This window comes from Rhodococcus sp. IEGM 1302 (assembly GCF_030056935.1).
In the GTDB taxonomy this organism is placed as follows: Bacteria; Actinomycetota; Actinomycetes; order Mycobacteriales; family Mycobacteriaceae; genus Rhodococcus_F; species Rhodococcus_F qingshengii.
In genome coordinates this window covers 22689-48681 of the sequence record NZ_JASHKY010000028.1, presented here as the reverse complement: position 1 = coordinate 48681, position 25993 = coordinate 22689, and the positions used below count along the sequence as shown (strand labels likewise).

At 64.3% G+C, this 25993-nt stretch carries 25 protein-coding genes; 8 read left to right on the top strand and 17 right to left on the bottom strand.

Annotated features, from left to right (window positions below):
- Positions 1-9: 9 nt before the first annotated feature.
- The 3 genes from QM609_RS25135 to QM609_RS25125 form a co-directional block, all read right to left on the bottom strand.
- The gene (locus QM609_RS25135; RefSeq protein ID WP_007726369.1) at positions 10-1443 is read right to left on the bottom strand and encodes an amidase; all 1434 of its coding nucleotides are present in this window, start codon (positions 1441-1443) and stop codon (positions 10-12) included.
- A 152-nt stretch (positions 1444-1595) separates the two neighbouring features.
- Complete coding sequence (gene glyA / locus QM609_RS25130) at positions 1596-2903, bottom strand: serine hydroxymethyltransferase (RefSeq protein ID WP_003945195.1); 1308 nt, start codon at positions 2901-2903, stop codon at positions 1596-1598.
- Between the two features lie 76 nt (positions 2904-2979).
- Positions 2980-4176, bottom strand: coding sequence for a hypothetical protein (locus QM609_RS25125; protein WP_007726370.1), 1197 nt, complete (start codon positions 4174-4176; stop codon positions 2980-2982).
- 172 nt (positions 4177-4348) lie between these two features.
- Between QM609_RS25125 and coaA the strand changes: the two genes are divergently transcribed.
- Positions 4349-5281, top strand: a complete 933-nt coding sequence (coaA, locus tag QM609_RS25120) for a type I pantothenate kinase (RefSeq protein WP_003945270.1) — start codon at positions 4349-4351, stop codon at positions 5279-5281.
- 6 nt (positions 5282-5287) lie between these two features.
- Here the strand turns inward: coaA and QM609_RS25115 are convergent, their stop codons facing one another.
- Positions 5288-6055, bottom strand: coding sequence for an isoprenyl transferase (locus QM609_RS25115; protein ID WP_003945211.1), 768 nt, complete (start codon positions 6053-6055; stop codon positions 5288-5290).
- Positions 6056-6227: 172 nt separating this feature from the next.
- Between QM609_RS25115 and trhA the strand changes: the two genes are divergently transcribed.
- Positions 6228-6896 (top strand): PAQR family membrane homeostasis protein TrhA, encoded by a 669-nt coding sequence (trhA, locus tag QM609_RS25110; RefSeq protein WP_003945269.1) that lies wholly within the window; start codon positions 6228-6230, stop codon positions 6894-6896.
- On the opposite strand, the gene QM609_RS25105 is transcribed toward trhA, so the two are convergent.
- Genes QM609_RS25105 through mca form a run of 3 tightly spaced genes read right to left on the bottom strand, consistent with a single transcriptional unit; the run spans position 6863 to position 10099 of the window.
- Positions 6863-8890 (bottom strand): thioredoxin domain-containing protein, encoded by a 2028-nt coding sequence (locus tag QM609_RS25105; RefSeq protein ID WP_149357645.1) that lies wholly within the window; start codon positions 8888-8890, stop codon positions 6863-6865. The two genes, trhA and QM609_RS25105, sit on opposite strands and share 34 nt — an antisense overlap.
- A 19-nt stretch (positions 8891-8909) precedes the next feature.
- Positions 8910-9224 (bottom strand): hypothetical protein, encoded by a 315-nt coding sequence (locus QM609_RS25100; protein ID WP_007726381.1) that lies wholly within the window; start codon positions 9222-9224, stop codon positions 8910-8912.
- The gene (gene mca, locus QM609_RS25095) at positions 9221-10099 is read right to left on the bottom strand and encodes a mycothiol conjugate amidase Mca (RefSeq protein WP_283337594.1); all 879 of its coding nucleotides are present in this window, start codon (positions 10097-10099) and stop codon (positions 9221-9223) included. The genes QM609_RS25100 and mca overlap by 4 nt, the downstream gene beginning before the upstream one ends.
- 303 nt (positions 10100-10402) lie before the next feature.
- On the opposite strand from mca, the gene QM609_RS25090 reads away from it, so the two are divergent.
- Positions 10403-10828 (top strand): DUF4307 domain-containing protein, encoded by a 426-nt coding sequence (locus tag QM609_RS25090; RefSeq protein WP_007726384.1) that lies wholly within the window; start codon positions 10403-10405, stop codon positions 10826-10828.
- 227 nt (positions 10829-11055) lie between these two features.
- Positions 11056-11550, top strand: a complete 495-nt coding sequence (gene greA / locus QM609_RS25085) for a transcription elongation factor GreA (protein ID WP_007726385.1) — start codon at positions 11056-11058, stop codon at positions 11548-11550.
- An 88-nt stretch (positions 11551-11638) separates the two neighbouring features.
- Here the strand turns inward: greA and QM609_RS25080 are convergent, their stop codons facing one another.
- Complete coding sequence (locus tag QM609_RS25080; RefSeq protein ID WP_003943296.1) at positions 11639-12739, bottom strand: C40 family peptidase; 1101 nt, start codon at positions 12737-12739, stop codon at positions 11639-11641.
- Positions 12740-12944: 205 nt separating this feature from the next.
- Between QM609_RS25080 and QM609_RS25075 the strand changes: the two genes are divergently transcribed.
- Both QM609_RS25075 and QM609_RS25070 read left to right on the top strand, forming a co-directional pair.
- Complete coding sequence (locus QM609_RS25075) at positions 12945-13190, top strand: hypothetical protein (RefSeq protein ID WP_153211881.1); 246 nt, start codon at positions 12945-12947, stop codon at positions 13188-13190.
- On the top strand, positions 13187-13981 hold the full coding sequence (locus QM609_RS25070; RefSeq protein WP_003943281.1) for an FAD:protein FMN transferase: 795 nt from the start codon (positions 13187-13189) through the stop codon (positions 13979-13981). The genes QM609_RS25075 and QM609_RS25070 overlap by 4 nt, the downstream gene beginning before the upstream one ends.
- Before the next feature lie 6 nt (positions 13982-13987).
- On the opposite strand, the gene ilvA is transcribed toward QM609_RS25070, so the two are convergent.
- The 3 genes from ilvA to QM609_RS25055 all read right to left on the bottom strand — a co-directional run bounded on the left by ilvA (position 13988) and on the right by QM609_RS25055 (position 17889).
- A complete protein-coding gene (ilvA, locus tag QM609_RS25065; protein ID WP_223304414.1) occupies positions 13988-15151 on the bottom strand; it encodes a threonine ammonia-lyase in 1164 nt (387 codons plus the stop codon).
- Positions 15152-15286: 135 nt separating this feature from the next.
- Entirely contained in the window at positions 15287-16459 is a 1173-nt protein-coding gene (locus QM609_RS25060) for a cystathionine gamma-synthase (RefSeq protein ID WP_007728802.1), read from the bottom strand.
- Positions 16460-16503: 44 nt separating this feature from the next.
- A complete protein-coding gene (locus QM609_RS25055) occupies positions 16504-17889 on the bottom strand; it encodes a cystathionine beta-synthase (RefSeq protein ID WP_003943292.1) in 1386 nt (461 codons plus the stop codon).
- A 71-nt stretch (positions 17890-17960) separates the two neighbouring features.
- Here QM609_RS25055 and QM609_RS25050 point away from each other — a divergent pair, with 71 nt between their 5' ends.
- Together QM609_RS25050 and QM609_RS25045 are read left to right on the top strand one after the other, a co-directional pair.
- The gene (locus tag QM609_RS25050; protein WP_042448870.1) at positions 17961-18932 is read left to right on the top strand and encodes an SGNH/GDSL hydrolase family protein; all 972 of its coding nucleotides are present in this window, start codon (positions 17961-17963) and stop codon (positions 18930-18932) included.
- A 121-nt stretch (positions 18933-19053) separates the two neighbouring features.
- The gene (locus QM609_RS25045; RefSeq protein ID WP_050657059.1) at positions 19054-20271 is read left to right on the top strand and encodes an acetyl-CoA C-acetyltransferase; all 1218 of its coding nucleotides are present in this window, start codon (positions 19054-19056) and stop codon (positions 20269-20271) included.
- Between the two features lie 66 nt (positions 20272-20337).
- On the opposite strand, the gene QM609_RS25040 is transcribed toward QM609_RS25045, so the two are convergent.
- From QM609_RS25040 to QM609_RS25015, 6 genes are all read right to left on the bottom strand, one after another.
- Complete coding sequence (locus QM609_RS25040; protein WP_076948329.1) at positions 20338-21093, bottom strand: enoyl-CoA hydratase/isomerase family protein; 756 nt, start codon at positions 21091-21093, stop codon at positions 20338-20340.
- Between the two features lie 120 nt (positions 21094-21213).
- Entirely contained in the window at positions 21214-22062 is an 849-nt protein-coding gene (locus QM609_RS25035; RefSeq protein ID WP_020970268.1) for a Bax inhibitor-1/YccA family protein, read from the bottom strand.
- A gap of 194 nt (positions 22063-22256) precedes the next feature.
- The gene (locus QM609_RS25030) at positions 22257-23393 is read right to left on the bottom strand and encodes a class I SAM-dependent methyltransferase (protein ID WP_050657063.1); all 1137 of its coding nucleotides are present in this window, start codon (positions 23391-23393) and stop codon (positions 22257-22259) included.
- 73 nt (positions 23394-23466) lie between these two features.
- Positions 23467-24153, bottom strand: a complete 687-nt coding sequence (locus tag QM609_RS25025; RefSeq protein WP_003943290.1) for a nitroreductase — start codon at positions 24151-24153, stop codon at positions 23467-23469.
- A gap of 68 nt (positions 24154-24221) precedes the next feature.
- Entirely contained in the window at positions 24222-25127 is a 906-nt protein-coding gene (locus tag QM609_RS25020) for a TIGR03619 family F420-dependent LLM class oxidoreductase (protein ID WP_050657062.1), read from the bottom strand.
- 3 nt (positions 25128-25130) lie between these two features.
- Positions 25131-25982 (bottom strand): SDR family NAD(P)-dependent oxidoreductase, encoded by an 852-nt coding sequence (locus QM609_RS25015; RefSeq protein WP_030536264.1) that lies wholly within the window; start codon positions 25980-25982, stop codon positions 25131-25133.
- Positions 25983-25993 lie beyond the last annotated feature (11 nt).

Below are 25993 nucleotides of genomic sequence, written 5' to 3'. Positions count from 1 at the left end.
TCGTGTGAGCTAGGCCACCACCAGTGAACCGGCCGGCTTCCTGTCCGCCCACGGACGCACCGCCTCGAAGTTCGCGGCAGTCCGCAGGACCAGTGCGTCCTGGCGGTGGCGTGCGGCGATCTGCAGCCCCACCGGTCGACCGTCGGCGGTGAATCCGGCCGGCACGGTGATCGCGGGGTTGTTGAGCATGTTGTACGGGTAGGTGAAGAGCCAATCGAGCAACTGCTCACGCAACGACGCACCTTCGAGCCACGACGGCGCGAACTGACTGAGCGGGAACGTGGCCGAAGCCAAGGTCGGCGAGACCAACACGTCGTAGTCGTTCATGAACGCGGTCCACGTGTCCCACATGACGCCGCGGAATGCGTCGGCCCGCCCGACGTCGACACCGGTGAGCCGCTCGGCCTCGTGCATGATCTCGATCAGGTTGTCGTCGACCTCGCCGCGCTGGTTCTCCCAGTCGAGCAAGTCGTATTCGGAAGCGAAACCGGGAACCCAGATGCCGTTCCACATCGACTCCGACGGATTTCCCCACTGCGGGGTCGCCTCGGTGATCCGGGCACCCAATTCCTCGAATGCCGACAACGCGTCGAGACACACCGCCAGCACCTCCGGATCAACATGGCCGAGACCGAGATTCGTCGACCACGCCACGCGAAGGCCCTTCACGTCGCCCTTCGAGGCTTCGACGTACGAGGTCTCGGCACGCTCGATCGAGAGCGGGTCCGCATTGTCCGGCCCGGCCATGATGTCGAGCATCAGCGCGTTGTCGGCAACAGTCCGGGTGATCGGACCGTGATACGCCCAGTTGTAGAAGCGCCCGGCCAGGATGGTCTGCGGGATGACGCCGGTGGTCGGCTTCAACCCGACGACCCCGCAGAGCGCCGACGGGATACGCACCGATCCCGCGCCGTCACTGCCCTCGGCGAGTGGCCCGAGGCCTGCAGCCACGGCAGCCGACGCACCGCCACTGGACCCGCCCGCGCTGTTGCCGAGCTTCCACGGGTTGTGCGTCGGCCCGTACAGGTGGTTGTCCGTGCCACCGTAGTAACCACTTTCGGGAGTGTTCGTCTTTCCCAGGAACAGTCCGCCGGCGCCTCGCAGCCTGTCCACGACGACGGCATTTCCCGTCGCGATGTTGTCGGCCATCGGCTTCATCCCGAACGTGGTCGGCAGCCCGTCGACTGCCGTCAGATCTTTGATCGTGAACGGAACGCCGTGCAGCGGGCCGAGTTTCTCGCCCGCTTCCTGTTGCCGTGAGAGTTCGGCCGCATCGCGCGTCACCTGCTCGCGATCGAACTGGACTATCGCGTTGATCGACGGATTGACGGCGTCGACGCGCTGGATCATCGCTTCGGCAATCTCGTTGGGCGAGAGACTGTTCGACGCGACCGACGCCGCCATCTCGGTAGCGGAGAGCCAATGCAGATTCTGTTCGGTCATGGGGTTTCCTTCGCCGGAGGGGTGATGCTCTCAGGCTAGGAAGCACCGAACTCGGCCACCATCGGTCATGTGACCGATGCCACAATCCGCGACTGGAAAAAAACCAGCGGCCCGGCCCCTCGAAAGGGACCGGGCCGTCGGTGAAGGAATTCCTAGACGTTCTTGCTGAGCAGGCCCCAGTTCTCGAGACCGTCGTACAGCGGAAGGTCGAGAGCGAGCTTGGCGACGCGCGCACGCAGCGCCGGCAGATCCGCGTTGCCGGCCAGAGCGGTACCGATGATGTCGGCGACCTCGGTGAACTCGGCATCACCGAATCCGCGAGTGGCCAACGCTGCGGTACCGATACGCAGACCGGAGGTGGTCATCGGCGGGCGGGGATCGAACGGAACAGCGTTGCGGTTGACCGTGATGCCGATTTCGTGCAGAAGGTCCTCACCCTGCTGGCCGTCGAGCTGCGAGTTACGCAGGTCCACGAGCACGAGGTGGACGTCAGTGCCGCCGGTCAGGACGCTGATGCCCTGGTCTGCGACGTCCTTGTTGCCCAGACGCTCGGCAAGGATGCGCGCACCGGAAAGGGTGCGTGCCTGACGATCCTTGAACTCTTCACCGGCAGCGATCTTGAAGGTGACTGCCTTGGCCGCGATGGCGTGCATGAGCGGTCCACCCTGCTGACCGGGGAAGACAGCGGAGTTGAGCTTCTTGGCCCACTCTTTCTTCGCCAGGATCAGGCCCGAACGCGGACCACCGAGGGTCTTGTGGACGGTCGAGGAGACGACGTCTGCGTACGGGACGGGCGACGGGTGCAGGCCTGCGGCAACCAGTCCGGCGAAGTGAGCCATGTCCACCCACAGGTACGCGCCGACCTCGTCGGCGATCGCACGGAACGCCGCGAAGTCCTGCTGACGCGGGTATGCGGACCAACCGGCAACGATGACCTTCGGCTTCTCGGCGAGGGCGATCGAGCGCACCTCGTCCATGTCGATGCGGTGATCTTCCTTGCTGACGCCGTAGGACGCGACGTCGTACAACTTGCCGGAGAAGTTGAGCTTCATGCCGTGTGTGAGGTGACCGCCGTGTGCAAGGTCGAGGCCGAGCAGCTTCTCACCCGGGTTCATCAGTGCCATCAGAACAGCAGCGTTGGCCTGTGCGCCCGAGTGCGGCTGAACGTTCGCGAACTCTGCACCGAAGAGTTCCTTCGCACGGTTGCGCGCCAGATCCTCGATGACGTCGACGTGCTCGCAACCGCCGTAGTAACGACGTCCCGGGTAGCCCTCGGCGTACTTGTTGGTCAGGACGCTGCCCTGAGCCTGCAGAACCGAGCGGGGAACGAAGTTCTCCGACGCGATCATCTCGAGCGTGTCGCGCTGACGAGCCAATTCACCAGCCATCGCCTCGGCGACTTCGGGGTCGAGTTCGGCGAGTGATGCAGAGTTGACGTCGGAGCCGGGCACAGCGGTCATCGAGGAATCTCCAAGCTGGATGCGGAAACGAATGCGTCCAGTCTACGAAGTTCGCTCCCGCCGTCTCCACCCGGCACTAGGCAGCACGCAGAGAGCTGGGGACCAGCGGCTCGTCGAGCAGCCTGCGGAAGCGTTCGGTGCGCTCCGCGCCCACCGGCACCTCGTCCAGCCAGCCCCCGAGCAGCCGGTATCCCTCGACATACGTGCTGGTGTATGCCCGCCACAGCGGCGAAGACAGGAACTTGAGCGATTGGCGAGCGCGTTCCGGCGTCGACAGCGACCACCGTTCGAGGAACAGCGCCACGTCGTCGAGGCTGCGCCCCTCGTCGTGCAACATCAGCGCCGCATCCTGCCGGACACTCAGCAGTTGCCCCGACGCGGCGGAGAGCCGTTGCGCCTTTTCCCCGTCGAAAGACAAGCCGAGATCGGCGTAGATGTCCTGCGCCCACAAACCCCAGTCCGGGCCGACAATCGCTTCCAGCGCCAAATCCGCGAGGCCTTCGGCCATGATGCACTGCGGCGTGTTGACCAGGAACAGTGTCTGCTCGAGCTGGCCCGAACCGACCAGACCGGCTTCCTTACGGCAATGCTCGGTGTGATGGCCGGGGTAGGACTCGTGCGCGATCAGCCGCGGCAGGTTGGCCATGAACTGCGGCAGATCCGAATTGATCGCAACCTTGGAGCGGTAGTCACCGAGGTAGTAGTTGAAGCCGGACCACGGCTTGTCCCCCACCACTTCGTATTCGACGGTTTCCGACGCGGGAAGCCCGAACGTGCCGCGGACCAGATCGCGCAGCGCACTCGACATTGCCTCGACGCATTCGTTCAGTTTCGCCGCGGGGATCTCGTCGGCCTTGCGATGGGCCTGCACCCGCTCGGCCAACGGTCCCGGACCGGGCAGAACTTCACCCATCAACCGGTGAGCGTCGCTGTAGGCGTCCTCGTTTCCCTTCTCGATTCGGACGTCGAAGTACGCCTCGACCTCGTCCACGAAGCCGATGTCCTCACCCGCGAACTTGCGCCCGGAGCATTCCAGGGCGCGAAGGTGTACGTCGACGAAGTGGGAGCGTTCGGCATTTAGACCACTTCCGGCCAACTCGCCCCGCAATTCACGTGCCGTGCGGGCAAGTTCACGCGGATCGGGCTTCGGGGCGCTCTCGATCTGCTTTCGCAGCGCCGGGTCACCGGTGAACGCGTCGACGAACCCGTCTTCGAGACGGTCGAAACCCAGTCCGAGCAGCAGGTATTGGCGAACAAGTGTGTCTGGATCCATAACGACCGAGCCTAGTCGCTCGCTCCGGAATGCCACCCGGCGAAAGTCCCGGACGTGGCACCGAGCACAATCCGACTATGCACTCGGATCGTGCGCACACGCGCCTGGCTTGCTCGCATAGCTGTTTCGTCCGCCGGGCCCCGGGTTCACTACGTGCCGGTGAGCTGGGCTGATGGCGCGCACCAACGAATCGAGTCCCTACGTCGAGTTCGACCGCAAGCAGTGGCGGACACTGCGTAAGTCGACGCCACTGGTGTTGACCGAGGACGAGTTGTACGGCCTGCGTGGTCTCGGCGAGCAGATCGATCTCGAAGAAGTTGCCGAGGTTTATCTCCCCCTCGCACGTCTGATCCACCTACAGGTAGCGGCACGCCAACGACTGTTCGCGGCCACCGCGACCTTCCTCGGCGAGAAGCATCCCGACCGTCAGGTGCCCTTCGTCATCGGTGTTGCCGGTTCGGTCGCGGTCGGAAAATCCACGACTGCTCGTGTGCTGCAAGCTCTCCTGGCCCGCTGGGATCACCATCCGCGCGTCGACCTCGTCACCACGGACGGATTCCTCTATCCGACCAGGGAACTCCAGCGTCGGGGCATCATGCACCGCAAGGGTTTTCCCGAAAGCTACGATCGCCGCAAGCTGTTGCGCTTCGTCACCGAAGTCAAGTCCGGGGCGGAAGAGGTAGCGGCACCGGTCTATTCGCACACGTCGTACGACATCATCCCGGGCCAGTACCACCTGATCCGCCAGCCCGACATCCTCATCATCGAGGGCCTCAACGTCCTGCAGACCGGCCCGCGTCTGATGGTCTCCGATCTGTTCGACTTCTCGATCTACGTCGACGCCCGCATCGAGGACATCGAAGCCTGGTACATCCAGCGGTTCCTCGCGCTACGCAACACGTCGTTCGCCGATCCGAACGCCCACTTTCACCACTACTCCGGCCTCTCCGACCGTGACGCGACCATCGCGGCGAAGGAGATCTGGAACTCGATCAATCACCCGAACCTGGTGGAGAACATTCTCCCCACCCGCCCCCGCGCAACCCTGGTGCTGCGCAAGGACGCCGATCACACGATCAACCGGCTGCGACTGCGCAAGCTCTGAGACGGCTCAGGCGCCGAACCGGCGGTGGCGCGCCGCGTAATCGCGCAAGGCTCGAAGAAAGTCGACTCGACGGAACTCGGGCCAGTACGCCTCGGTGAACCAGATCTCCGAATAGGCGCTCTGCCACAACAGGAATCCGGAGAGCCGCTGCTCACCGGAGGTGCGGATCACCAGATCGGGATCGGGCTGTCCCGACGTGTACAGATGCCCGTCGATGCCGTCGACCGTGACGGCCTGGATCAGTTCGTCTCCGCTCAGGCCCGCACCGATCTTGTCGCGCAGGAGCGATTGGACGGCGTCGGCGATCTCCTGACGCCCGCCGTATCCGATCGCGACGTTGACATGTGTCCCGGTTCGGCCGCTCGTCCCCGCCGCCGCTTCCCGCAAGCGCCTGGACTGCTCGGGAGGCAGAAGATCGAGAGCACCGACGATCTGCACACTCCAGTTCTTGCCGGGCCCGGAGATCTCTTCGACGACGTCGGTGATGATTTCGAGGAGGGTGTCGAGCTCTTCCGGCTCGCGGCGCAGGTTCTCGGTCGAGAGCAGGTAGATGGTTGCCATCTCGATTCCGGCGGCGTCGCACCACTCGAGCAATTCGGCAATTTTGAGCGCGCCCATGCGGTGCCCGTGACTGACATCGGTGAAGCCGTTCTCGCGAGCCCATCGCCGATTTCCGTCACACATCACGGCTACGTGCCGTGGGTGCGCGAGACCGTCGAGATGACTGAGGAGTCGTCGCTCGTAGATGCTGTACAGCAGTCCGCGCAGATTCACCGTGACATCACCATGGTGTCAAAGACTACGCCCGGCAGTGACAGCCACATGCGAGCGCCGTCACGCTTTTTGTACGCGTCGAAAACCCGCAGGTAGGTTATGCTACTGATGCGTAACCTACGGTACCGTAGGTTACGCGGTTCGCAACAGTACGGAACGAGAGGGGTTGCACATGACGGCATTCGGGCTCGACGAGCTTCCGGTCAAACCACGCATGCGCGGTTGGATCCATCTGTGGGCGCTCGGTGTCTCCGTCGTTGCGGGCATCGTTCTCGTCTCCGTAGCCGGCGCTCAGGTCGGCGCCAAAGCGGCTTGGGCAACCGCGATCTACAGCGTCACGATCTGCGGCCTCTTCGGCATCAGTGCGACGTATCACCGCATCCAGTGGCAGACGGTCAAGGGCCGTACGTGGATGAAGCGTGCGGACCATTCGATGATCTTTCTCTTCATCGCCGGCAGCTACACACCGTTCGCCATGCTCGGCCTCCCGACTCACACCGGCAAGATCATCCTCGCGATCGTGTGGGCAGGCGCGCTCGCCGGCGTCGCACTCAAGATGCTCTGGCCCACCGCCCCGAAATGGGTGGGAGTCCCGCTCTACCTGCTCCTCGGTTGGGCGATCGTTCCCGTGGTCGGTGAACTGACGCACCAGGTCGGTGTGGCGCCGATGGTGCTGCTGCTCGTCGGCGGAATCTTCTACAGCGTCGGCGCAATTCTGTACGCGACGAAATGGCCCAACCCGTGGCCCACGACGTTCGGGCATCACGAGTTCTTCCACGCCGCGACGGTCGTCGCAGCGATCTGCCACTACATCGCGGTATGGCTCGTCGTGTTCAACTGACTCGCCAGTTCCACCACCGTCGTCACCGGCCGATCACACACGAATCCCCGACAGATGTACGCGGCTTCACCTCCGTCGACGAGGGGTCGATCTGCAAGCAGCGGTGAAGAATCCGGCGCTCCGCCGACAACCACTGCACCACCCGGCGCAAGCCGGCGGGCATCGGCCAACAGCGAACCTTCCCCGACGACGGCCACCTGTATCGGACCACGCAACGACGCTTCCGCCACCGCGAGCCAGTGCCCCGCCGACCGAGGCGCACGCTCGAGCGGCAGCGTGGCCCTCGCCAGCGCGTCCGCCGCGGCCTGGGCATAACGAGAAGAGCGCTCGGCATCGGTCAACGCCGCTGCGGTCAACAGAGCCTCCGCGACGCTCGACGCACCGGACGGCGTCGCGCCGTCCAACGGGTCTCGGGGCCGAGTCACGAGCGACTCCGCGAAATCGGCCGTGTCGAACCAGCTTCCCGGCTCGGCCGGATCAGCGAAGTGGTCGACAGTGACGTCGAGCAACTGCTGCGCCGCATCGAGCCACCGCGCCAATCCCGTTGCCTGGTATAGAGCCAGGAGGCCGGTGGCCAACATTGCGTAATCCTCGAGCACGCCCGTCGGGGCGCCGACAGCCCCGCCGAGGGAAGCGCGACGCAAGTGACCGTCCACCAGGTGAAGGTCGAGAAGAGCGCCTGCGCACTCGGCCGCCGCGGTGATCCAGTCGGGTCGGTCCAGGGCAAGTCCGGCTTCCGTCAAAGCCGTGACGGTCAGCCCGTTCCAGGCCGTCACCACCTTGTCGTCGCGGCCGGGCTGTGGACGCTGAGCCCGGACGGCGCGTAGAGCGTCGCAGATCGTCTGCCAGCGCGACCAGTCGTCGGGGTCACGGAGCAACTGCAGTACCGACGCACCCTCTTCGAAGGTTCCGGTATCGGTGACCCGGAACAACTCCGACGCCCACTGCCCGTCCTCCGCGCCGAGAATCTCGACCAGCTGCGTCGGCGTCCATACGTACGTGAGGCCTTCGACGCCGTCGGTGTCGGCATCGAGAGCCGAAGCGAAGCAACCGTTCTCGGTCAGCAGATCGGAGAGCAGGAACCTTGCGGTCTCCTCGGTGACGCGAGTGGCGAGGTCCGATCCGGTGCGCCGCGCCCAGTGCGCGTAGAACCGCAGGAGCAGCGCATTGTCGTAGAGCATCTTCTCGAAGTGCGGAACCACCCACTCGGCATCGACCGAGTACCGCGAGAAACCGCCACCCAACTGGTCGTAGATCCCGCCACGTGCCATTGCTTCGGCGGTGCGCTCGATGCCGCCGAGGATCTCGCCCGAACCCGTTCGCTCGTACTGTCGGAGCAGCCCCTCCAGTAGTGCCGACGGTGGAAACTTCGGTGCCCCACCGAATCCCCCGCGCGGGACGTCCTCGTCGCCGAGGATCGACCGGCCCGCCGCGTTCAGCAGCTCGGCGTCGATGGGTGCTCCGCCGTACGGAATCCCGCCCGACGCGTGCTGAAGTTCCGTGACGATCGACTGTGCCGCGTTGTCGACCTCGTCGCGCCGATTCGTGAAGGTGTCGACTATCGCTTCGAGAAGCTGTGTGAACGAGGGCATTCCGCCGCGAGGCGTCGGCGGGTAGTACGTGCCGCAGTAGAACGGTGAACCGTCGGGAGTCAGGAAACAGGTCATGGGCCAGCCGCCCTGGCCGGTCATCGCAACCGTCGCATTCATGTAGACGGCGTCGATGTCGGGACGTTCTTCTCGGTCCACCTTCACACAGACGAAGTTCGCGTTCATGACGGCCGCGATCTCGTCGTTCTCGAACGACTCGTGCGCCATGACGTGGCACCAGTGGCACGCCGAGTATCCGATCGAGAGGAGAATCGGCACGTTGCGCTCGCGCGCCCACTCCATCGCTTCTTCGCCCCACTGTTGCCAGTGGACCGGATTGTCGGCGTGCTGACGCAGGTAAGGGCTCGAGGACCCACCCAGGTTGTTCCGCATCCGTGGGTCCATCGCCGCTACCTCGTTCGTCTCAGGATTCTTGCTTGGGCTTCTTCTCGGTAGAGACGTTGGGTTCCGCCGGACTCGGAGCAGTGATCGCTCCCCGGTCGGTGCCTTCGTCTGCCTGCTGATCGAGTTCGGGATGATCCGGTTCGAACGTCTCCGGCAGCTTCTTGAGCTGGCGGTTCATCGACCGAACCAGGAGGATCACACCGATGAGCAGCGCAAGAATCACCAGCAGGCCGACCGGAGAGGACTTTCCGAACTCCGGGCCGGATGGGTTACTCGGGGTCTGAGCAAGAAATTGTGTGGTGCCGAGAACTACCTCGGCGGACAGAGCATTCACTTCTGAGCGTCCTCTTCGAGACCTGCGAACAGGTCGGTTTCCGGAATGGACGTGGTGACCCGCGTCTTGGCGAGCTCGAATTCCTCGGTGGGCCAGATCTTCTGCTGAATGTCGAGCGGCACAGCGAAGAACGAACCGTTGGGATCGATCTGCGTCGCGTGTGTGCGCAGAGCATCGTCACGCTGGGGAAAGTAGTCGCCGCACGTGACCTGAGTGGTCACCCGGACCATCATGTCGCCGCGTTCGGTCTTCCACTTCTTGAGCCAGTCCGCCATCGGGAACGGCTCTCCGCGACGCTCGTACTCCTCCTGGAAGAGTTCGAGGCGCTTACGGATGAATCCGTGCGAGTAGTAGACCTTCTTGATTTCCCACGGCTGACCGTCCTCGGGGAAGTACTCGGGATCGGCGGCGGCTTCGTAGGCTGCCATCGTCACCTCGTGGCACCGGATGTGATCCGGGTGCGGGTATCCGCCGTTCTCGTCGTACGTCGTGACGACGTGGGGACGGAACTCGCGAATCACCTTGACCAGAGCGCGCGTCGACTCTTCGAGCGGAACGAGGGCGAAGCACCCTTCGGGCAGCGGCGGAAGAGGGTCGCCCTCGGGAAGCCCGGAATCGACGAAACCGAGCCAGCGCTGCTTCACGCCCAGGATGCGAGCGGCCTCGGCCATCTCCTCCTGGCGAACTTCGCTGATTCGATCGCGGACACCGGGAACGTCCATGGCCGGGTTGAGAATGTCGCCACGCTCACCCCCGGTGAGCGTCAGGACCATCACTTCGTGGCCTTCGGCTGCATAACGGGCGGTGGTGGCCGCACCCTTGCTCGACTCGTCGTCGGGATGGGCATGGACGGCCATGAGCCGGAATCCGCTCACGTGTTCGTTCACCTCAACTTCACCTGTAGCCGTTGCCGGCAGTTCACCTGTAGCCGTCACCGGCAGTTCACCTGTAGCCGTCACCGGCAGTCTTCGAATCACACGCTGTGCACCGCTCGGATTACTCCGGGCCGTTGCCGTCAAACGTACCGACTGCCGACAAACCTACCGACGGCGCGACGGGATACGTCCTCTATAGTTCCACCCGAGAGTTCCTGGCGCAGCCGTGACCCCTTCGGTAATCCGGCGGGACACAGTCAGTTGCTGCACGACACGCGAACTCGAGTCTTCGAGAGCAGAGTGATGAGCAAACCGCTTCCCCAAGATCGGTACCCGAGCACAACTCGCACGGGCAGTCCCCGCAAGTGGATGGTGTGGGCTCTGACCGCTCTCGTCATCGTCGTAGGCGGCGGAATCGCGTACTACGCGTACGGAAAATTTGCGGTCAAGGAAATCGAGACCGAGACCATCTCGTTCGACATCGCCAACGACTCCACGGTGAAGATCCGTTTCACCGTCACACGCGACGACTCGTCGCGTGAAGCGATGTGCATCGTGCGCGCACGCTCGAAGGACGGCTCCGAAACCGGTCGACGTGAGGTCTACGTCCCGTCGTCGGAACATCAGACCCTCGAGTTCAACACCGAGGTCAAGACGTCCCAGCCGCCAGGCATGGCCGACGTCTACGGCTGCAGCTTCGACGTTCCGGAGTACCTGACCAAGAGCTGACCTCGGGACGCACCCACCCTGCCGGACGTTTGACGCCGGACAGGGCGGGTAGTCATGCGTGATAGAATTGCCCGATACACGGTTCCGGGTGGAACCGTGTATTGCTGCATTGACGCAAGGTTTGACGGCAAGGTTGCATCCCTGGTGGTGCTTCTGTGTCGTTGTTCGCTGCTGTTGCAGCGATCGTCGAGGGAGCCCCCGGCTCCGACTACTAGGGAGTGATCGAGATGACCGAGACCCAGGTGACCTGGCTTACCCAGGAATCACATGACAGGCTCAAGAACGAACTCGACCAGCTCATCGCCAATCGCCCGGTCATCGCCGCCGAGATCAACGAGCGCCGCGAAGAGGGCGACCTGAAGGAGAACGGCGGCTACCACGCTGCCCGCGAAGAGCAGGGTCAGCAGGAAGCCCGCATTCGCCAGCTCCAGGAGCTGCTGAACAGCGCAAAGGTCGGCGAGGCCCCCACTCAGTCCGGTGTCGCACTGCCCGGATCCGTAGTCAAGGTCTACTACGACGGCGACGAGAGTGACACCGAGACGTTCCTGATCGCTACCCGCGAAGAAGGCGCACGTGACGCCAAGCTCGAGGTCTACTCGCCGAACTCACCGCTGGGCGGCGCGCTGCTCGAAGCCAAGGTCGGCGACACGCGTGAGTACAACCTGCCCAACGGCAGCACCATGAAGGTCACGCTGCTGAGCGCGGAGCCTTACCACAGCTGATCGGCTGTACCAGCTCTGAAAAGAAGCGCCACCCGACTCGGTCGGGTGGCGTTTCTTGCTCTGTCGGCGCTCGCCGTTTCCTGCCCACTCACACCACGCGGCGAGCCTTCATGCCGGCGAAGATCGGGCCGACCTTCACCACGTCGCCGAACGTGGGTGCGTGAAGCATCTGACCGTTGCCGACGTAGATCGCCACGTGGCCGGGGCCGCCTGCCTGCCAGTTGCCGAACAACAGGTCACCGGGCTGCGCCTGATCCAGCGGGATCTCGACGCCGACACCCCACTGCGTCTCCGAGGTCCGGGGCAGAGTCACCCCGGTGGCCGCGTGAATCGCGTACGACGTCAGCCCCGAGCAGTCGAACCCGCCCATCGACGGCCCGTTGATGTTTCCGCCACCCCACACGTACGGCAATCCGAGAAACTTCAGACCGGCCTCGACGACGCCGCCCACCGCTGCGGCGAGGTTGTTGTAGTCGAAGGGCGCAAGCATCAGGGCGAACGAGTCCTGCAACGATTTGATCTGGGCGACAAACGGAGCGGCGACCGCCTGCTCCGCAGGAACCTCGCCCGACTTGTCTGCCGGAACGCCGCCCGCTTCGCGAACTGCGTCCGGCCCGACGTCGTAGGCAGCGAGCGCGAGGTCGACGGTATCGCCCTCGACCTCACCGGACTTCTGCCAGGACTGCGCTTGCTTCACGAGATCGCACAACCGGTATCCGGTTGTCATCACCGGATCGGCAACGCCCAGGATGTCCATCTTTCCGTCGCCGTCACCGTCCTTGCCGTATGCCGTCCACGCTGCGGTGGTGAAGCGGCCAGGCCCGCGCCCACCTTCCGGTGAGATGTCGGTATCGGGTCCGTACTTGAATCCGTTCTCGACCGAGTACAGCGAGGCGATCACCGCGGGCGTGATCTCCGAGCACAGAGCACCGGCCTTTTTGATCCACGGCGCGAACACTGCCACCGCTCCCACGGGCGCCAATGTCGCTCCCGGAAAGTTGGAGGGTACGGAAGGCACGATTCCCTCAGGTGTGTCCTGAGTTCGTGCCGGTCCGTTCCAGGCTGCAAGTGAGACTGCAGCATTCGAAGACTCGTTCTTCTCGACTTGTGCGGGCGCTCCGAGAGTTCCACTCATCACGCCCAGTGCGGTGCCGATCGACACAGCGATCGCCAGGACACCGACTGCCATCCGAACCTCCGATAAACCTCTGAAAATCCATGTACGTGGTCGTACCCGAAACTTGTCGGTGCGAACATCTACTCTTTCGAACATGCATTCGACACGGCTCAGTCTCGCGACTCCTGTAACCAATGTCTCATCTATCTCGGCGGGCGTTACGCAAATGACTACAGACGCCAAGGCTTTTCTCAGGTTCGGCGTGCAAGCTGAGTCCATGAGCGACGATCGGCCACGACCCGCCCGGGGACGCACTACGGTGTATCGACCCGTTCGCCTCGCCCTCGCAGCCACGGCTGTGGCGGGAGCACTCGCAAGCGGCGGACTTTCACTCGTTTCTTCTCCCACTGCCACGGCACTCGCGCCGGACACGTCGGCTTCTCACACCAAGAATCCCGTAGCGAAGCGGCCCGTCGTGGTCGCCGGATTCGGAACCCCGGACGCCGTCTCCAACGGTTCGTGAGTACTCCGCGCTCGGCCTCCGAGTGGCTCACGTGGGGGGTTCAGGCCCGGGTCGTCGTCACCGACCCTGAAGTCCTTCCCTCCGCGGCCAGCCTGGTTCGCGGGTACCTCACCGCTGCCGACGCCGCCACCAATCGAGATCGTGCCGACTCCGAGATTCGTACCTATGTCAGCGCCGCGAGCAACGTCGACGGCGTCGCCGTGACCCCGATGTTCGCGCACTTCCTCGAAGACGCGTTGGCTGTCGCACGACTGACCGACGGCAAACTCACGCCGACGGCCGGGTCGGCAGACCCTCACTCCTGGTGGAAGATTCGCGTCGAGAACAACCGCGTGTACAGCCCGGACGACGTCGTTCTCGATCTGTCCGCGACGGCCCGCGCCAGTTCAGCGGACCACTGTGCCGCGTCCACTGCGACTCTTCTCGGGTGTGGCGTGCTGGTCGGCCTCGGCGGGGACATCGCGGTTGCCGGCCCGGCGCCGGAAGACGGCTGGCAGATTCAGGTGCAAGACCTGCCCGGCGACCCGACCTGCCAGGTAGCACTTCCTTCCGACTGCGGGATCGCCACGGCCAGCACCGTCAAGCCACTGCACCGCGAATCGACGGCGACGCCGATGTGGCGCACGGTGTCGGTGATTGCATCTTCCTGCGCCCAGGCCGCCGCATTCAGTCGGGTTGCGGTCGGCATGGGCGGTTCGGCCATCGACTGGCTACATCAACTCGACGTACCCGCCAGGCTGGTCGACCAGGAGTATCGCGTGACGGTTCTGGGCGGCTGGCCTGACGAGTAACTCGCCTCAGTTCTGCAGTCGTACTGCGTAACCGGCGCGGTCGAAGGCCGTCAGAAGTTCCGCCTTGTTGTCCGGACCACGCGTCTCGACGGTGAGGAAGACTTCCACTTCGTCGAGTGCAAGTTCGCCACCGGTACGGGAATGGATGACATCGACCACGCTGGCGCCGTTCGCTCGAACCACTTCGAGCAACGAGACCAGTGCGCCCGGCCGATCGTCGATGGTGATGTGAACGCCGAGGAACCGTCCGGCCGCTCGCAGACCGTGCGAGATGACGTGCGTGAGAAGTAGCGGATCGATGTTGCCGCCGGAAAGCACGGCGCACACCGGCCCTGTCAGTCCCAGCTCCTCCGGAGTACAGGTCATCAAGGCCGCGACGGCCGCGACGCCGGCCGGTTCGACGATGAGCTTGGCGCGTTCGAGGCACAGCAGGAGCGCCTTGGACAGCGCTTCCTCGCTGACCGTCACCACGGCGTCGACATGGGCGGCAACTTCGGCGAACGGAACCTCGCCCGGGCAGCCAACGGCGATACCGTCTGCCATCGTGGACATCGACGCCAAGGCGGTCGGCTTCCCGGCTGCCAACGACGCCGGCCAGGCAGCCGCGGTCTCGGCCTGCACTCCGACGATGCGGACCTGCGGGCGCACAGCTTTGACGGCTGCAGCCACTCCCGCGATCAAACCGCCGCCGCCGGTGGGAACGAGGATCGTGCCGACCTCAGGCAGTTGCTCGAGGATTTCGAGCCCCACAGTCCCCTGCCCCGCCACGACGTCCTCGTGGTCGAACGGGTGGACCAGAACTGCTCCGGTTCGGTCCGCGAATTCGCGAGCGGCCACGAGCGCTTCGTCGACAGTCGAACCGTGCAGGTGGACCTGAGCTCCATATGCCTTGGTGGCCACCAACTTCGGCAGCGGCGCACCCGTCGGCATGAAGACGGTCGACTTGATTCCCAATTCTGTTGCAGACCAGGCAACTCCCTGCGCATGGTTACCGGCACTGGCCGCCACCACGCCCGCTGCCCGTTCCTCTGCGGAAAGATTGGCAATGCGGTTGTACGCACCGCGCGGTTTGAAAGAGCCGGTGCGCTGCAGATTTTCACATTTCAAACTCACGGCGAAGCCGGTGGTTTCGGACAACACTCGCGAGGCCACGACCGGGGTGCGTCGCATGACCGGGGCGAGCAGTTGCTGTGCAGCCTTTATCTGTTCGAGATTCACGCATGCCTCCAGAAAGTGCGCCTCCACACCCTCGTGAGGTGTGAAGGCGCACTGCAGATTCGAAGTCGAATTACTGTAGAGCGAAGATCAGGACAGCGCTTGCTCGATGTCGCCGACCAGATCGGAGGCGTCTTCGATGCCGACCGACAGGCGAACCAGATCGTCGGGAACCTCGAGAGCGGAACCGGCCGTCGAGGCGTGGGTCATCGCACCGGGGAATTCGATGAGGGATTCGACTCCGCCGAGAGATTCTGCCAGCGTGAAGATCTCGGTGCGCGAGCACAGGTCGAGAGCTGCCGCCTTGCCGCCCTTGAGACGGACGGAGATCATGCCGCCGAAGCGTCGCATCTGCTTGGCCGCGACCTTGTGCGACGGATGCGAAGCCAGTCCGGGGTAGATGACGCTGGCAACCGCGGGGTGGCCGTCGAGCAATTCGACGACCTTCTCCGCGTTGTCACTGTGACGCTCCATGCGCAGCGCCAGTGTCTTGATTCCGCGCAACGTCAGGAACGCGTCGAAGGGGCCGGGAACGCCGCCGGATCCGTTCTGCAGGAAGGCAAACGCGGTGTCCAGTTCTTCGTCGTTGCAGACGAGAGCGCCACCGACCACGTCGGAGTGTCCGCCGATGTACTTGGTCGTGGAGTGCAGCGCGATGTCGGCACCGAGCTGCAGCGGCTGCTGCAGGTACGGCGAGGCGAAGGTGTTGTCCACCACGATCTTTGCGTTGCCCTCGTGGGCGACCTCGGCAAGGAGCTCGATGTCACCGATATTGAGCAGCGGGTTCGTGGGCGTCTCGACCCAGACCAGCTTGGTGTTGGACTTCATCGCCGCGCGCACCGCATCGACGTCGGACACCGGAGCCGGGGTGTACTCGATCCCCCACTGCGTGAACACCTTGTCGATGAGACGGAAGGTTCCGCCGTACGCGTCGTCGGGGATGACCAGGTGATCGCCGGGTCGAAGTACCGAACGGAGCAGGCAGTCGGTGGCCGCCATTCCCGAACTGAACGCTCGGCCGTAGGTTCCGGATTCGAGCGCGGCGAGGTTCGCCTCGAGTGGGCGACGGGTGGGGTTACCCGTTCGCGCGTACTCGAAGCCACTGCGCATTCCACCGACGCCGTCCTGGGCGAAGGTGGAACTCGCGTAGATCGGCACGTTGACCGCACCGGTCAGCGGATCGGGTTCGTAACCCGCATGCACCGCTTTCGTGGAGAAACCCTGCCAGCTGATGTTGTCGGCCTTGCTGCGTTGCTCACTCATGGTCCCCAGCCTAATGGCGCCGGTGCCGGCGCAGGAATCCGAACTCAGGAATCCGAACTCAGGAAACCCAGGAGATCGTGGCGCGTGATGACACCGACCGGCTTGCCGTCGTCGACGACCATGAGTGCGTCGGTGTCCCCGAGCGCCTTCGTGGCAGCCGAGACCGGCTCGCCGGAACCGATGAGCGGGAACGGCTTGCTCATGTGCTTCTCGACGGAATCCGCAAGGTGCGCACGGCCTTCGAAGACCGCGCTCAGCAGATCCCGCTCGGACACACTTCCGGCGACCTCGCCCGCCATGACCGGCGGTTCCGCACCCACGACGGGCATCTGGGACACGCCGTACTCGCGCAGGATCTCGATCGCGTCGCGCAGGGTCTCCGACGGGTGGGTGTGAACGAGGTCCGGCAGCTCGCCCGACTTGCCACGCAGAACGTCGCCGACGGTGGGGACGTTGGTCTTGCCGTCGAGTGGGGTGCGCAGGAATCCGTACGACGCCATCCACTGATCGTTGAAGATCTTGGACAGGTAGCCGCGGCCACCGTCCGGGAGGAGGACGACGATCAGGGCGTCGGGGCCCTCACGCTTGGCTACTTCGAGGGCAGCGACGACGGCCATACCGCAGGAACCGCCGACCAGCAGTCCCTCCTCGCGAGCGAGGCGACGCGTCATCTCGAAGGAATCGGCATCCGAGACGGCGATGATCTCGTCCGGGATGGACGGGTCGTATGCCGACGGCCAGAAGTCTTCGCCGACGCCTTCGACCAGATACGGACGACCGGTGCCGCCGGAGTAGACGGAGCCCTCGGGGTCTGCGCCGATGACCTTGACCTTGCCGCCCGAAACTTCCTTGAGGTAGCGGCCGGTGCCGGTGATGGTGCCGCCGGTGCCGACGCCCGCGACGAAGTGCGTGATCTTGCCGTCGGTGTCGGCCCAGATCTCGGGGCCGGTGGTCTCGTAGTGGCTCTCCGGTCCGCCCGGGTTGGAGTACTGGTTGGGCTTCCAGGCGCCGGGGATCTCACGGGTGAGACGGTCGGAGACGCTGTAGTAGCTGTTCGGGTTGTCCGGCGCGACGGCCGTGGGGCACACGACCACCTCGGCGCCGTAGGCGCGCAGGACGTTGCGCTTGTCTTCGCTGACCTTGTCTGGGCAGACGAAAACGCACTTGTATCCACGCTTTTGCGCCACGAGCGCCAAGCCGATTCCGGTGTTGCCCGAGGTCGGCTCGACGATGGTGCCGCCCGGCTTCAGTTCACCCGAAGCCTCGGCTGCGTCGATCATCTTGACGGCGATGCGGTCCTTGGAGCTACCGCCAGGGTTGAGGTATTCGACCTTGGCTGCCACCGTGCCGAAGTTTTCGCCCGTGACGGACGTGAGCTTGACGAGTGGGGTGTTGCCGATGAGGTCGACGACGTGTTCCGCGATGCGCATTCGTCCATGTTCCCAGATGAAAGAAAACGGTGCGCGCGGACGTCGGGCGAAGGTGGTGCAATCCGGCTAGATTGGCAAGTGTGAGTCGAACCGGACTGAAAGCGTCGGTGGCCACGGTGGTGGCCGGATCGAGTGCAGGCACGCTCTCCTGGTTGGGCTACAACTATCTGATGTCGCAGGCGGGGGCGGCCCGCGGGGTGATCGGTCGCAATATCGCCAAGCCACCCGAGGCGGACGGGGTGTACGCGCCCGGCGCCGACAACCCGGAACTCTGGTGGCGGGCCGTGCCCTTCGATCTCCACTTGATGATCTTCGGCGATTCGTCTGCGGCCGGCGTGGGCGCGCTGACGGCCTCGGAAGTTCCGGGTGTTCAGGTCGCGAAGCTGCTTGCGAGTGAAACCGGGAAGCGAATCCGTTTGAGCACCAAGGCCATCGGGGGCGCCACCTCCCGCGGGTTGAGTGGGCAGGTCGACGCCATGTTCGTCGCCGGTCCTCCCCCGGACGCTGCGGTGATCCTGATCGGCGCCAACGACGTCACCGCCAAGAACGCGATTCACGCGTCGGCTAAACGCCTCGGCGACGCGGTTCGACGCTTACGCGAGAGCGGCGCCGTCGTTGTTGTCGGCACCTGCCCGGATCTGGGGGTGGTCACGGCGATCCCGCAACCTCTGCGCTCCGTGGTGCGTGAATGGGGCCATCGCCTCGCACTCGCCCAGGCGGCCGCGACCAGAAACGCCGGGGGTCATCCCGTTCCACTGGCCGACCTGCTGGCCAAGGAATTCCTGGCCTCGCCCGACACGATGTTCTCGGCCGACCGTTTCCATCCGTCCGCGGCCGGATACGAACTCGCGGCGAAGCAGATCGTCCCGGTTCTCGCGTCGGCTCTGGGCGAGTGGCAGGGTGGCCCGCTACCCGAACTCCCCCACGTCTCGGAGGCGGCGCAAGCCCGCACCGTCGCGGCCCGACTGACGGCGGCGGCAACCCAGTGGAAAGCCTTCGCGAGACGCACCAAACCTGCAGGTCAGCGCCCCGACGTCAACTGAGTGAGACTGCGTGACCACCATCTGGGAGCGGCAACGTAAATTGTAAGTCGAAGCTGCATTCAACTTGCCCTGCTCGACGGCGTTTCAAGCCGCCCTCGAGCAGTACACAAAAGGAGTTTTCATGCCCGAGGCAGTAATCGTCTCAGCAGTACGGTCGCCCATCGGCCGCGCAATGAAGGGTTCGCTCAAGGACATCCGCCCGGATGACCTCGCAACTCAGATGGTTGCCGCCGCGTTGGCAAAGATCCCCGAGCTCGACCCCACCGAGATCGACGACCTCATGCTCGGTTGCGGCCAGCCCGCCGGTCAGTCGGGCTTCAACATCGCCCGCGTCGTCGCCGTCCAGCTCGGCTACGACTTCCTCCCCGGTGTCACGGTCAACCGTTACTGTTCCTCCTCGCTGCAGACCACCCGCATGGCTCTGCACGCCATCCGCGCAGGCGAGGGCGACGTCTTCATCTCCGCCGGCGTCGAGTCCGTCTCCAGCTTCATCACCGGTAACGCCGACGGCCTCCCCAACACCAAGAACCCGCTCTTCGACGCAGCGCAGGCCCGTAGCGCCAAGCTCGCCGAAGGTGGAGTCGCCTGGACCGATCCTCGCGAAGAGGGCCTGATCCCCGACGTGTACCTGGGCATGGGCCAGACCGCCGAGAACGTCGCTTCGGCCACCGGCATCACCCGCGAAGACCAGGACCGCTGGGCAGTTCGCAGCCAGAACCGCGCCGAGGAAGCCATCGCGCGCGGCTTCTTCGAGCGTGAGATCACGCCCGTCACGCTCGCCGACGGCACCGTCGTCTCCAAGGACGACGGCCCCCGCGCCGGCACCACCTACGAGGGCATCAGCGGCCTCAAGCCCGTCTTCCGCCCCGATGGCACCGTCACCGCCGGCAATGCCTGCCCGCTCAACGACGGCGCAGCCGCACTGGTGATCATGTCCGACACCAAGGCAAAGGCACTCGGCCTGACCCCGCTCGCTCGCATCGTCTCCACCGGCGTCTCGGGCCTGTCCCCCGAGATCATGGGCCTCGGCCCGATCCAGGCCGTCAAGAACGCGCTGAAGATCGCCGGCAAGTCGATCTCCGACATCGACCTGTTCGAGATCAACGAGGCATTCGCAGTGCAGGTCCTCGGATCCGCTCGCGAACTGGGCATCGAAGAGGACAAGCTCAACATCTCCGGTGGCGCGATCGCGCTGGGTCACCCCTTCGGTATGACCGGTGCCCGTATCACCAACACCCTGATCAACAACCTGCAGGAGCAGGACAAGACCGTCGGCGTCGAGACCATGTGTGTCGGCGGCGGACAGGGCATGGCAATGGTGATCGAGCGCCTCAGCTGATCCCCTGAGCACGTCGAAAGCGGCCGCCCGGCTTCTGCCGGGCGGCCGCTTTCGTGTGGTCGGGTTTCAGGTAGTCGTGAACTTCCGAGCAAAACTCCCCAACTCGCGAATCAACTCTCGCGCAGCGTCGTCCTCACGCTGCACGGCAGCGCGAGCTTCGTCCGCCCATCCGTGACGGAGCAGTCGTTTGGCGGCAAGGACTGCCGGTCCGACGTTGGCGGCAATCTGCTCGGCGCTCTCCCGAGCACGGCTGTGAACCTCTTCGGCCGGTACGGCCACGTTCGCCAGTCCGTAGTCGGCCGCTTCGACGCCGCTGAGCCACCGCGCCGACAGGATCAGCTCGGCGGCGCGCTGTGTTCCGATCACCTTGGGCAGCAACCAACTACTGGCAGCTTCGGGAGCGGTACCCAGCGAGGTGAACGGTGCACGCAGACGTGCGTCCTCGGCAACGTAGACGACGTCGCAGTAAAGCAGCATGGTCAGGCCGATGCCGACGGCAGCGCCGTGTACCGCGGCGATCAAAGGCTTCGGGAACTCCACCAGCGCGACGATCAGCGGCGCGAATGCGTGGCCGAAGTCGGCGTTGTCTGCGCCTGGTTCGGCGAGTGCGCGTAGGTCGACGCCACTGGAAAATGCCTTGCCTGCGCCCTCGACGATCACCACGGCCACGGCATCGTCCGACGCCGCGTCGTCGAGCGCCTTGGTGAACGCTCGAAAACCGGCTGCATCAAATGCGTTCAGGCGACTCGGATTATTGAAGGTCAGCGTTCGCACTGCTCCGGCATCCGCGACCAGGATGGGTTCAGAGGTGTTTGTCGACATTCGCTCCCCTTCGTTCCAAACCAAGCAGTTGCTAGGTATCCAAGCACCGTAACCGTCCACAGACGACAAAAGAAGGGCCCCTCGCGGGGCCCTTCTTCGTGTTACGGATCGACTCGAGAACTAGTCGTTGTTGAAGTAGCTCAGCAGACGCAGGATCTCGACGTACAGCCAGACCAAGGTGACGGTGAGGCCGAATGCGACGCCCCAGGCTGCCTTCTCGGGCGCCTGTGCGCGGATCAGCTGATCAGCGGCGTCGAAGTCGAGCAGGAAGCTGAAGGCTGCGATGCCGATGCAGACGAGGCTGAAGATGATGGCGACGGTTCCACCGTCACGCAGTCCCAGTCCGCCCTCGGTGAAGAAGCTCGCGACGAGGTTACCGAGCGCCAGAACGACAACACCGATCAACGCACCGATGATCATTCGCGTCAGACGAGGTGTCACCCGAATCGCACCGGTCTTGTAGACGACCAACATGCCGAAGAACACGCCGAAGGTTCCGAGGACCGCCTGCGCAATCAGCATCGACGCGTCAGCGCCTTGGAGTTGGAAGGTGAACATGAACGACAGCGCACCGAGGAACAGGCCCTCGGCCGCGGCGTACGCCAACACGATTGCCGGGTTGTCCATTTTGCGACCGAACGTCGCGACCAGAACCAGAACGAGGCCGACGAGACCGCCGCCGATGACCAGCGGGGCTGCGAGGTCGGCGTTGTTGTTGACCAGGAAGTACGACACCAGTGCCGAGATCGTCAGCACACCGAGCGTGATGCCCGTCTTGGTGACGACGTCGTCGATCGTCATGGCCCGCGAGGTGGGACCGGTCTGGTACGGCTCGGCCGGAGCGTACTGCGGCTGACCGAACTGCTGGGTTGCCTGCGAGGCGCCCGCCGTCGCAGATCCGAACGAGGCGTATCCGTTGCCCTCTTGCTTGGGCAGATTGCGGAACACCGGGTTGCTGGTGGTGCGCACCGTGATCATCCCTTCATCGTGGTGGCCTACGACGGGTGCGTCGCGGGTTCGCCGGACGGATCCGAGTTTCCGACACGGTCCGTGTACCTGACTAAAAGTAAAGCACTCGTAATTTACAACGTCGAAGCTTCGGTTGTAGTTCCCGGCGCATTTCCGGAAGATCAACACTCTTCGACACTCGTCCCTTTTCGATACTAGGACGGTTTGACCGACTTCATCACGATGAACTTCGCGTTCTTCGCCATCGCCTCGCTCGGACCCACCGCGGCTTTCAACGGTTCGCGATACCCCAGATGCGCGTTGTGAACAGTCCACAACTCGCCACCGGGACGCAGGACACGGCCGGCAGCTTCGAACATCTTGAGTGCTCCGCCGGTGTGGACCGCCGCGCCGACGTGGAACGGCGGGTTCAACAGAACCAGATCCGCGCTCGCACTGGGCAACGAACTCACGGCGTCGTCGCGCAGGCCGCTCACTCGATCGCCGACGCCATTTGCGGACGCGGTCGCCAGGGCCGAAGCGACGGCTGCCGAGGACTGATCCGTTGCGATCACGTGCACGTCCGGGAACTTCCGCGCAATCGCCGCCGCGAGAATGCCGCTGCCACAACCCAGATCGATCACGTCACTCAGCGGATCGACCGCAATCTTTCCGAGGTTCTCCAGGAGCAACCGGGTGCCGATGTCCAGGCTCGCACCGGCAAACACTGCGCCGTGAGCAACGACGTCGAGGTCGAATTCGTCGAGGCGTTCGGTCACCGGGAACGTGATAGCAACATCGGCCTTCGGTTCCGAAGCCTTGAGTACGCGGGACTTCTGACGCCCACGCGAGGCGCTGACGTCGGAAAACGATTCGCCGAGAACCTTGTTCATCGCCGGGGTGATGTGCTTGTCACGCCCACCGGCGAAGACACGAACCGCCGGGTCGGCGTGAAGCGCGATCAGCTGGGCGATCTCGGCAAGTTCGGCGAGGCTACGCGGCAATTGCATGAGCACGACGCGGGCGCCGCTGAGCAACTCCTCGTCCAGTCCGTGCGAGGTGAAGGCGTCACTGAATCCGAGTTCGCGCGCATTGTTCGCGAGGGCCAGCTCTCCGGTGAGCGGATCCTGGTGAACGCGCACGGCGGCGATTCCGTGCACGAGCGCAACACCGGCAGTCAGCGCACCGTAGTGATCGCCGATCACGACGACGGTGCCCGCCGGTGCCGCGGCAAGAGCGTCGGCGGCCTCGTCGAGGATCAGACGATCAGCCGCATCGACGGCAAAGAGATTGGGTGCCTCGACATCGGGGAATCGGCGCAGACGATCGAACAGTTCGGGTGTGTCGGACATGCCACCAGTCTTTCAGGTGGAACTACGCAACACTCAATCCCCCGACCAGCAGGTGATCAGTTCGACATCCCTGTCAGTTCGACATCCACTGCACGACGTTGTCGACGGTTTCGCGTTCGGTGCGGAATCCGTTCACCGGGTGGTCGGCGTCGGGGTATCCGAACGAGATCGCGCAGACAACCTTGCGAGTGTCGTCGATACCGAAATGCTCGTGAATGAACTTGGAGCTGCCCGCGAGCGCCGCCTGCGGGATCGTGGCGACCCCCAGACTCTGGGCCGCGAGCAGGAAGCTGTTCACGTACAACCCGCAGTCGACTGCGCCGTAGGTGCCCAATGCCTCGTCAGTGGTGATGATCGCGACGTGAGGAGCGCCGAAGAGCTCGAAATTCTTCATCGTCTGTGCCGCGGATCCGGCGCGGTCACCGTGCTCGATTCCGACGCTCGAATACAGCGCCATCGCGCAGTCGAACCGACGCGACTTGTAGATGCCCTGGTACGCGCGCGGGAACTCGAAGTCCGACTCCTGGGCGTTGGCCATCACGTACTCACCGAGGCCGGCGCGGAATCGCTCGGTGCCCTCCCCTTCGGTGATCGCGACCTGCCACGGTTGCGTGTTGCACCACGACGGCGTCTTCTGCGCCAGCCGAAGGATCTCCTCGATCACCTCACGTGGCACCTGACGGTCCTCGTAGGCGCGGCAGCTGATCCGGGCGTCGAGCAACGCTTCCAGGCTCGTATCCACGACGATGCTCTCGGTCATGTGTTCTCTCCTCGATCAGGCTGCACTACAACACTTCGCACGATAGAACTACCGCCTCGACGCAATCGTCAGCGGGTCACCTTTGCGAAGGCCGACACCAGCTCGCCGAACTCTGCCATCGCCGCATCCGGATCCGGATCTACTGCTGCCAGCGCAACCAGCACATCGGTGGCACCGGATTCGAGCAGCTGCTCGGCGCCGATCATCGTCGCCGGGAGGTCGATCGAACCGTCGGACCCGCGTACGACGGTCAGTCGCCCACGGACCTGCAATTCCGCTGGATCGCGTCCGAGATCCGCCATCGCTTTGCCGATGACGTCGATCCCTTCACGTAGGTCGTCGTCCGCGGCACCCATGATCGGAATCCACCCGTCACCCCAGGTCGCGACGCGTCGTACAACGGCCTTGGAGAGCGAACCGGACACCCAGATCGGGATTCCAGCGGCCGGACGGGGCGCGCAGTACACGTCGTCGAACTTCAGACGAGGGGTGTCGATGCTCGCCGGCGCCGAACTCCACAGGGCCCGGCACACTGCGAGAGCGTCGTCGAGCAGTGGTCCCCTTTTACCGAAGTCCATACCTGCCGCCTCGTATTCACGTTCCTGCCAACCGGTTCCGACGCCCAGGTCGAGTCGGCCCCCGGAGAGCAGATCGAGTGTCGCGGCCGTCTTGGCCAGTACCGCTCCCCCGCGCAGCGCCGCGATGACGATTCCGGTCCCCAAGCGAATTGTCTTCGTCTGTCCGGCAACAAAAGCCAGGACGGTCAGCGGCTCGAGCCAGTTGGCGTCGGGCTCGGTGGGGAACGCCGACCACGTGTACGCCGAGTTGTCCGAGCCCATCACCACGTGATCGGTGACGAGGACCCGGTCGAAGCCGGCAGCTTCCGCGTTCTGACAGACCTGCACGAGTTTCGCGTAGGAGTCCTCCGCGAGAGTGGTGCCGAAGTTGGGAACGTTCAGACTGAAAGTTGTCATGTGTCAAGCCTTTCGGGGCCGGTTGGTCCAGCCACCCTCTTCTGTGGGGAACCAGCCTCCGGCAGCGTGCGAGCCGCCGTCGACGTGGATCACGGTTCCGGTGATGTATCTCGCCAGGTCGGAAGCCAGGAACAGTGCGGGGCCGGCAATGTCGACCGGCTGGCCCGGTCCGCCCAACGGTGCCCACCCCGGCCACTTGTCCCAGTCGTCGGCAGGAACGATCGTGCGATACGGCACCTGTACCGACTCGATCAGATCCGGGGCAATGGCGTTGACGCGCACTCCGGTTCGACCGATCTCCACACCAAGGCTTCTGGTGAACTGTGTCAGCGCGGCCTTGTATGCCGAGTACATCGTGTGGCCCGGGATCGCTCGATGCGCCTCCACCGTCGTCAGGTTCACGATCGATCCACCCAAACCGCGGTCGATCATGCCGGGAAGCAGGGCATGGGTCAGACGCACGACGTGATCGAAATTGATGCTGCCGGCCTCGGACCAGAAACCTGGATCCGTACCGGTGAACTCTGTCGGCGGGTTCAGGAAATGACCCACGTTGTTCACCAGGACGTCCGGCGCGAACTCGGTCAACGCTACGGGGACTTCCCGCGTCCGCACGTCGTACTCGAGATAGTTGATCGAACCACCTGCAGCCGAGTCGAATTCGACGTCGCCAAGAGGAGCCACGTCGACAACCAGAACTGACGCGCCATGCGATGCAAATGCTCGAACAATCGCTGCGCCGATTCCCTGGGAACCGCCTGTGACCACTGCCTTCTTACCCACCAACATCGGCCCTGGGGAGTACGCCGATCCGACCACCACGAAGACACCCTTCTGCAGTTCGATGTGAAGCACTTCGGCGTACC

Coding starts and splice junctions, on each gene's coding strand:
- QM609_RS25135 (WP_007726369.1), bottom strand. CDS start 1,443: ATGACCGAACAGAATCTGCATTGGCTCTCCGCTACCGAGATGGCGGCG.
- glyA (WP_003945195.1), bottom strand. CDS start 2,903: ATGACCGCTGTGCCCGGCTCCGACGTCAACTCTGCATCACTCGCCGAA.
- QM609_RS25125 (WP_007726370.1), bottom strand. CDS start 4,176: ATGGATCCAGACACACTTGTTCGCCAATACCTGCTGCTCGGACTGGGT.
- coaA (WP_003945270.1), top strand. CDS start 4,349: ATGGCGCGCACCAACGAATCGAGTCCCTACGTCGAGTTCGACCGCAAG.
- trhA (WP_003945269.1), top strand. CDS start 6,228: ATGACGGCATTCGGGCTCGACGAGCTTCCGGTCAAACCACGCATGCGC.
- QM609_RS25105 (WP_149357645.1), bottom strand. CDS start 8,890: ATGGACCCACGGATGCGGAACAACCTGGGTGGGTCCTCGAGCCCTTAC.
- QM609_RS25090 (WP_007726384.1), top strand. CDS start 10,403: ATGAGCAAACCGCTTCCCCAAGATCGGTACCCGAGCACAACTCGCACG.
- greA (WP_007726385.1), top strand. CDS start 11,056: ATGACCGAGACCCAGGTGACCTGGCTTACCCAGGAATCACATGACAGG.
- QM609_RS25080 (WP_003943296.1), bottom strand. CDS start 12,739: ATGGCAGTCGGTGTCCTGGCGATCGCTGTGTCGATCGGCACCGCACTG.
- QM609_RS25075 (WP_153211881.1), top strand. CDS start 12,945: ATGAGCGACGATCGGCCACGACCCGCCCGGGGACGCACTACGGTGTAT.
- ilvA (WP_223304414.1), bottom strand. CDS start 15,151: ATGCGACGCACCCCGGTCGTGGCCTCGCGAGTGTTGTCCGAAACCACC.
- QM609_RS25060 (WP_007728802.1), bottom strand. CDS start 16,459: ATGAGTGAGCAACGCAGCAAGGCCGACAACATCAGCTGGCAGGGTTTC.
- QM609_RS25055 (WP_003943292.1), bottom strand. CDS start 17,889: ATGCGCATCGCGGAACACGTCGTCGACCTCATCGGCAACACCCCACTC.
- QM609_RS25045 (WP_050657059.1), top strand. CDS start 19,054: ATGCCCGAGGCAGTAATCGTCTCAGCAGTACGGTCGCCCATCGGCCGC.
- QM609_RS25040 (WP_076948329.1), bottom strand. CDS start 21,093: ATGTCGACAAACACCTCTGAACCCATCCTGGTCGCGGATGCCGGAGCA.
- QM609_RS25030 (WP_050657063.1), bottom strand. CDS start 23,393: ATGTCCGACACACCCGAACTGTTCGATCGTCTGCGCCGATTCCCCGAT.
- QM609_RS25025 (WP_003943290.1), bottom strand. CDS start 24,153: ATGACCGAGAGCATCGTCGTGGATACGAGCCTGGAAGCGTTGCTCGAC.
- QM609_RS25020 (WP_050657062.1), bottom strand. CDS start 25,127: ATGACAACTTTCAGTCTGAACGTTCCCAACTTCGGCACCACTCTCGCG.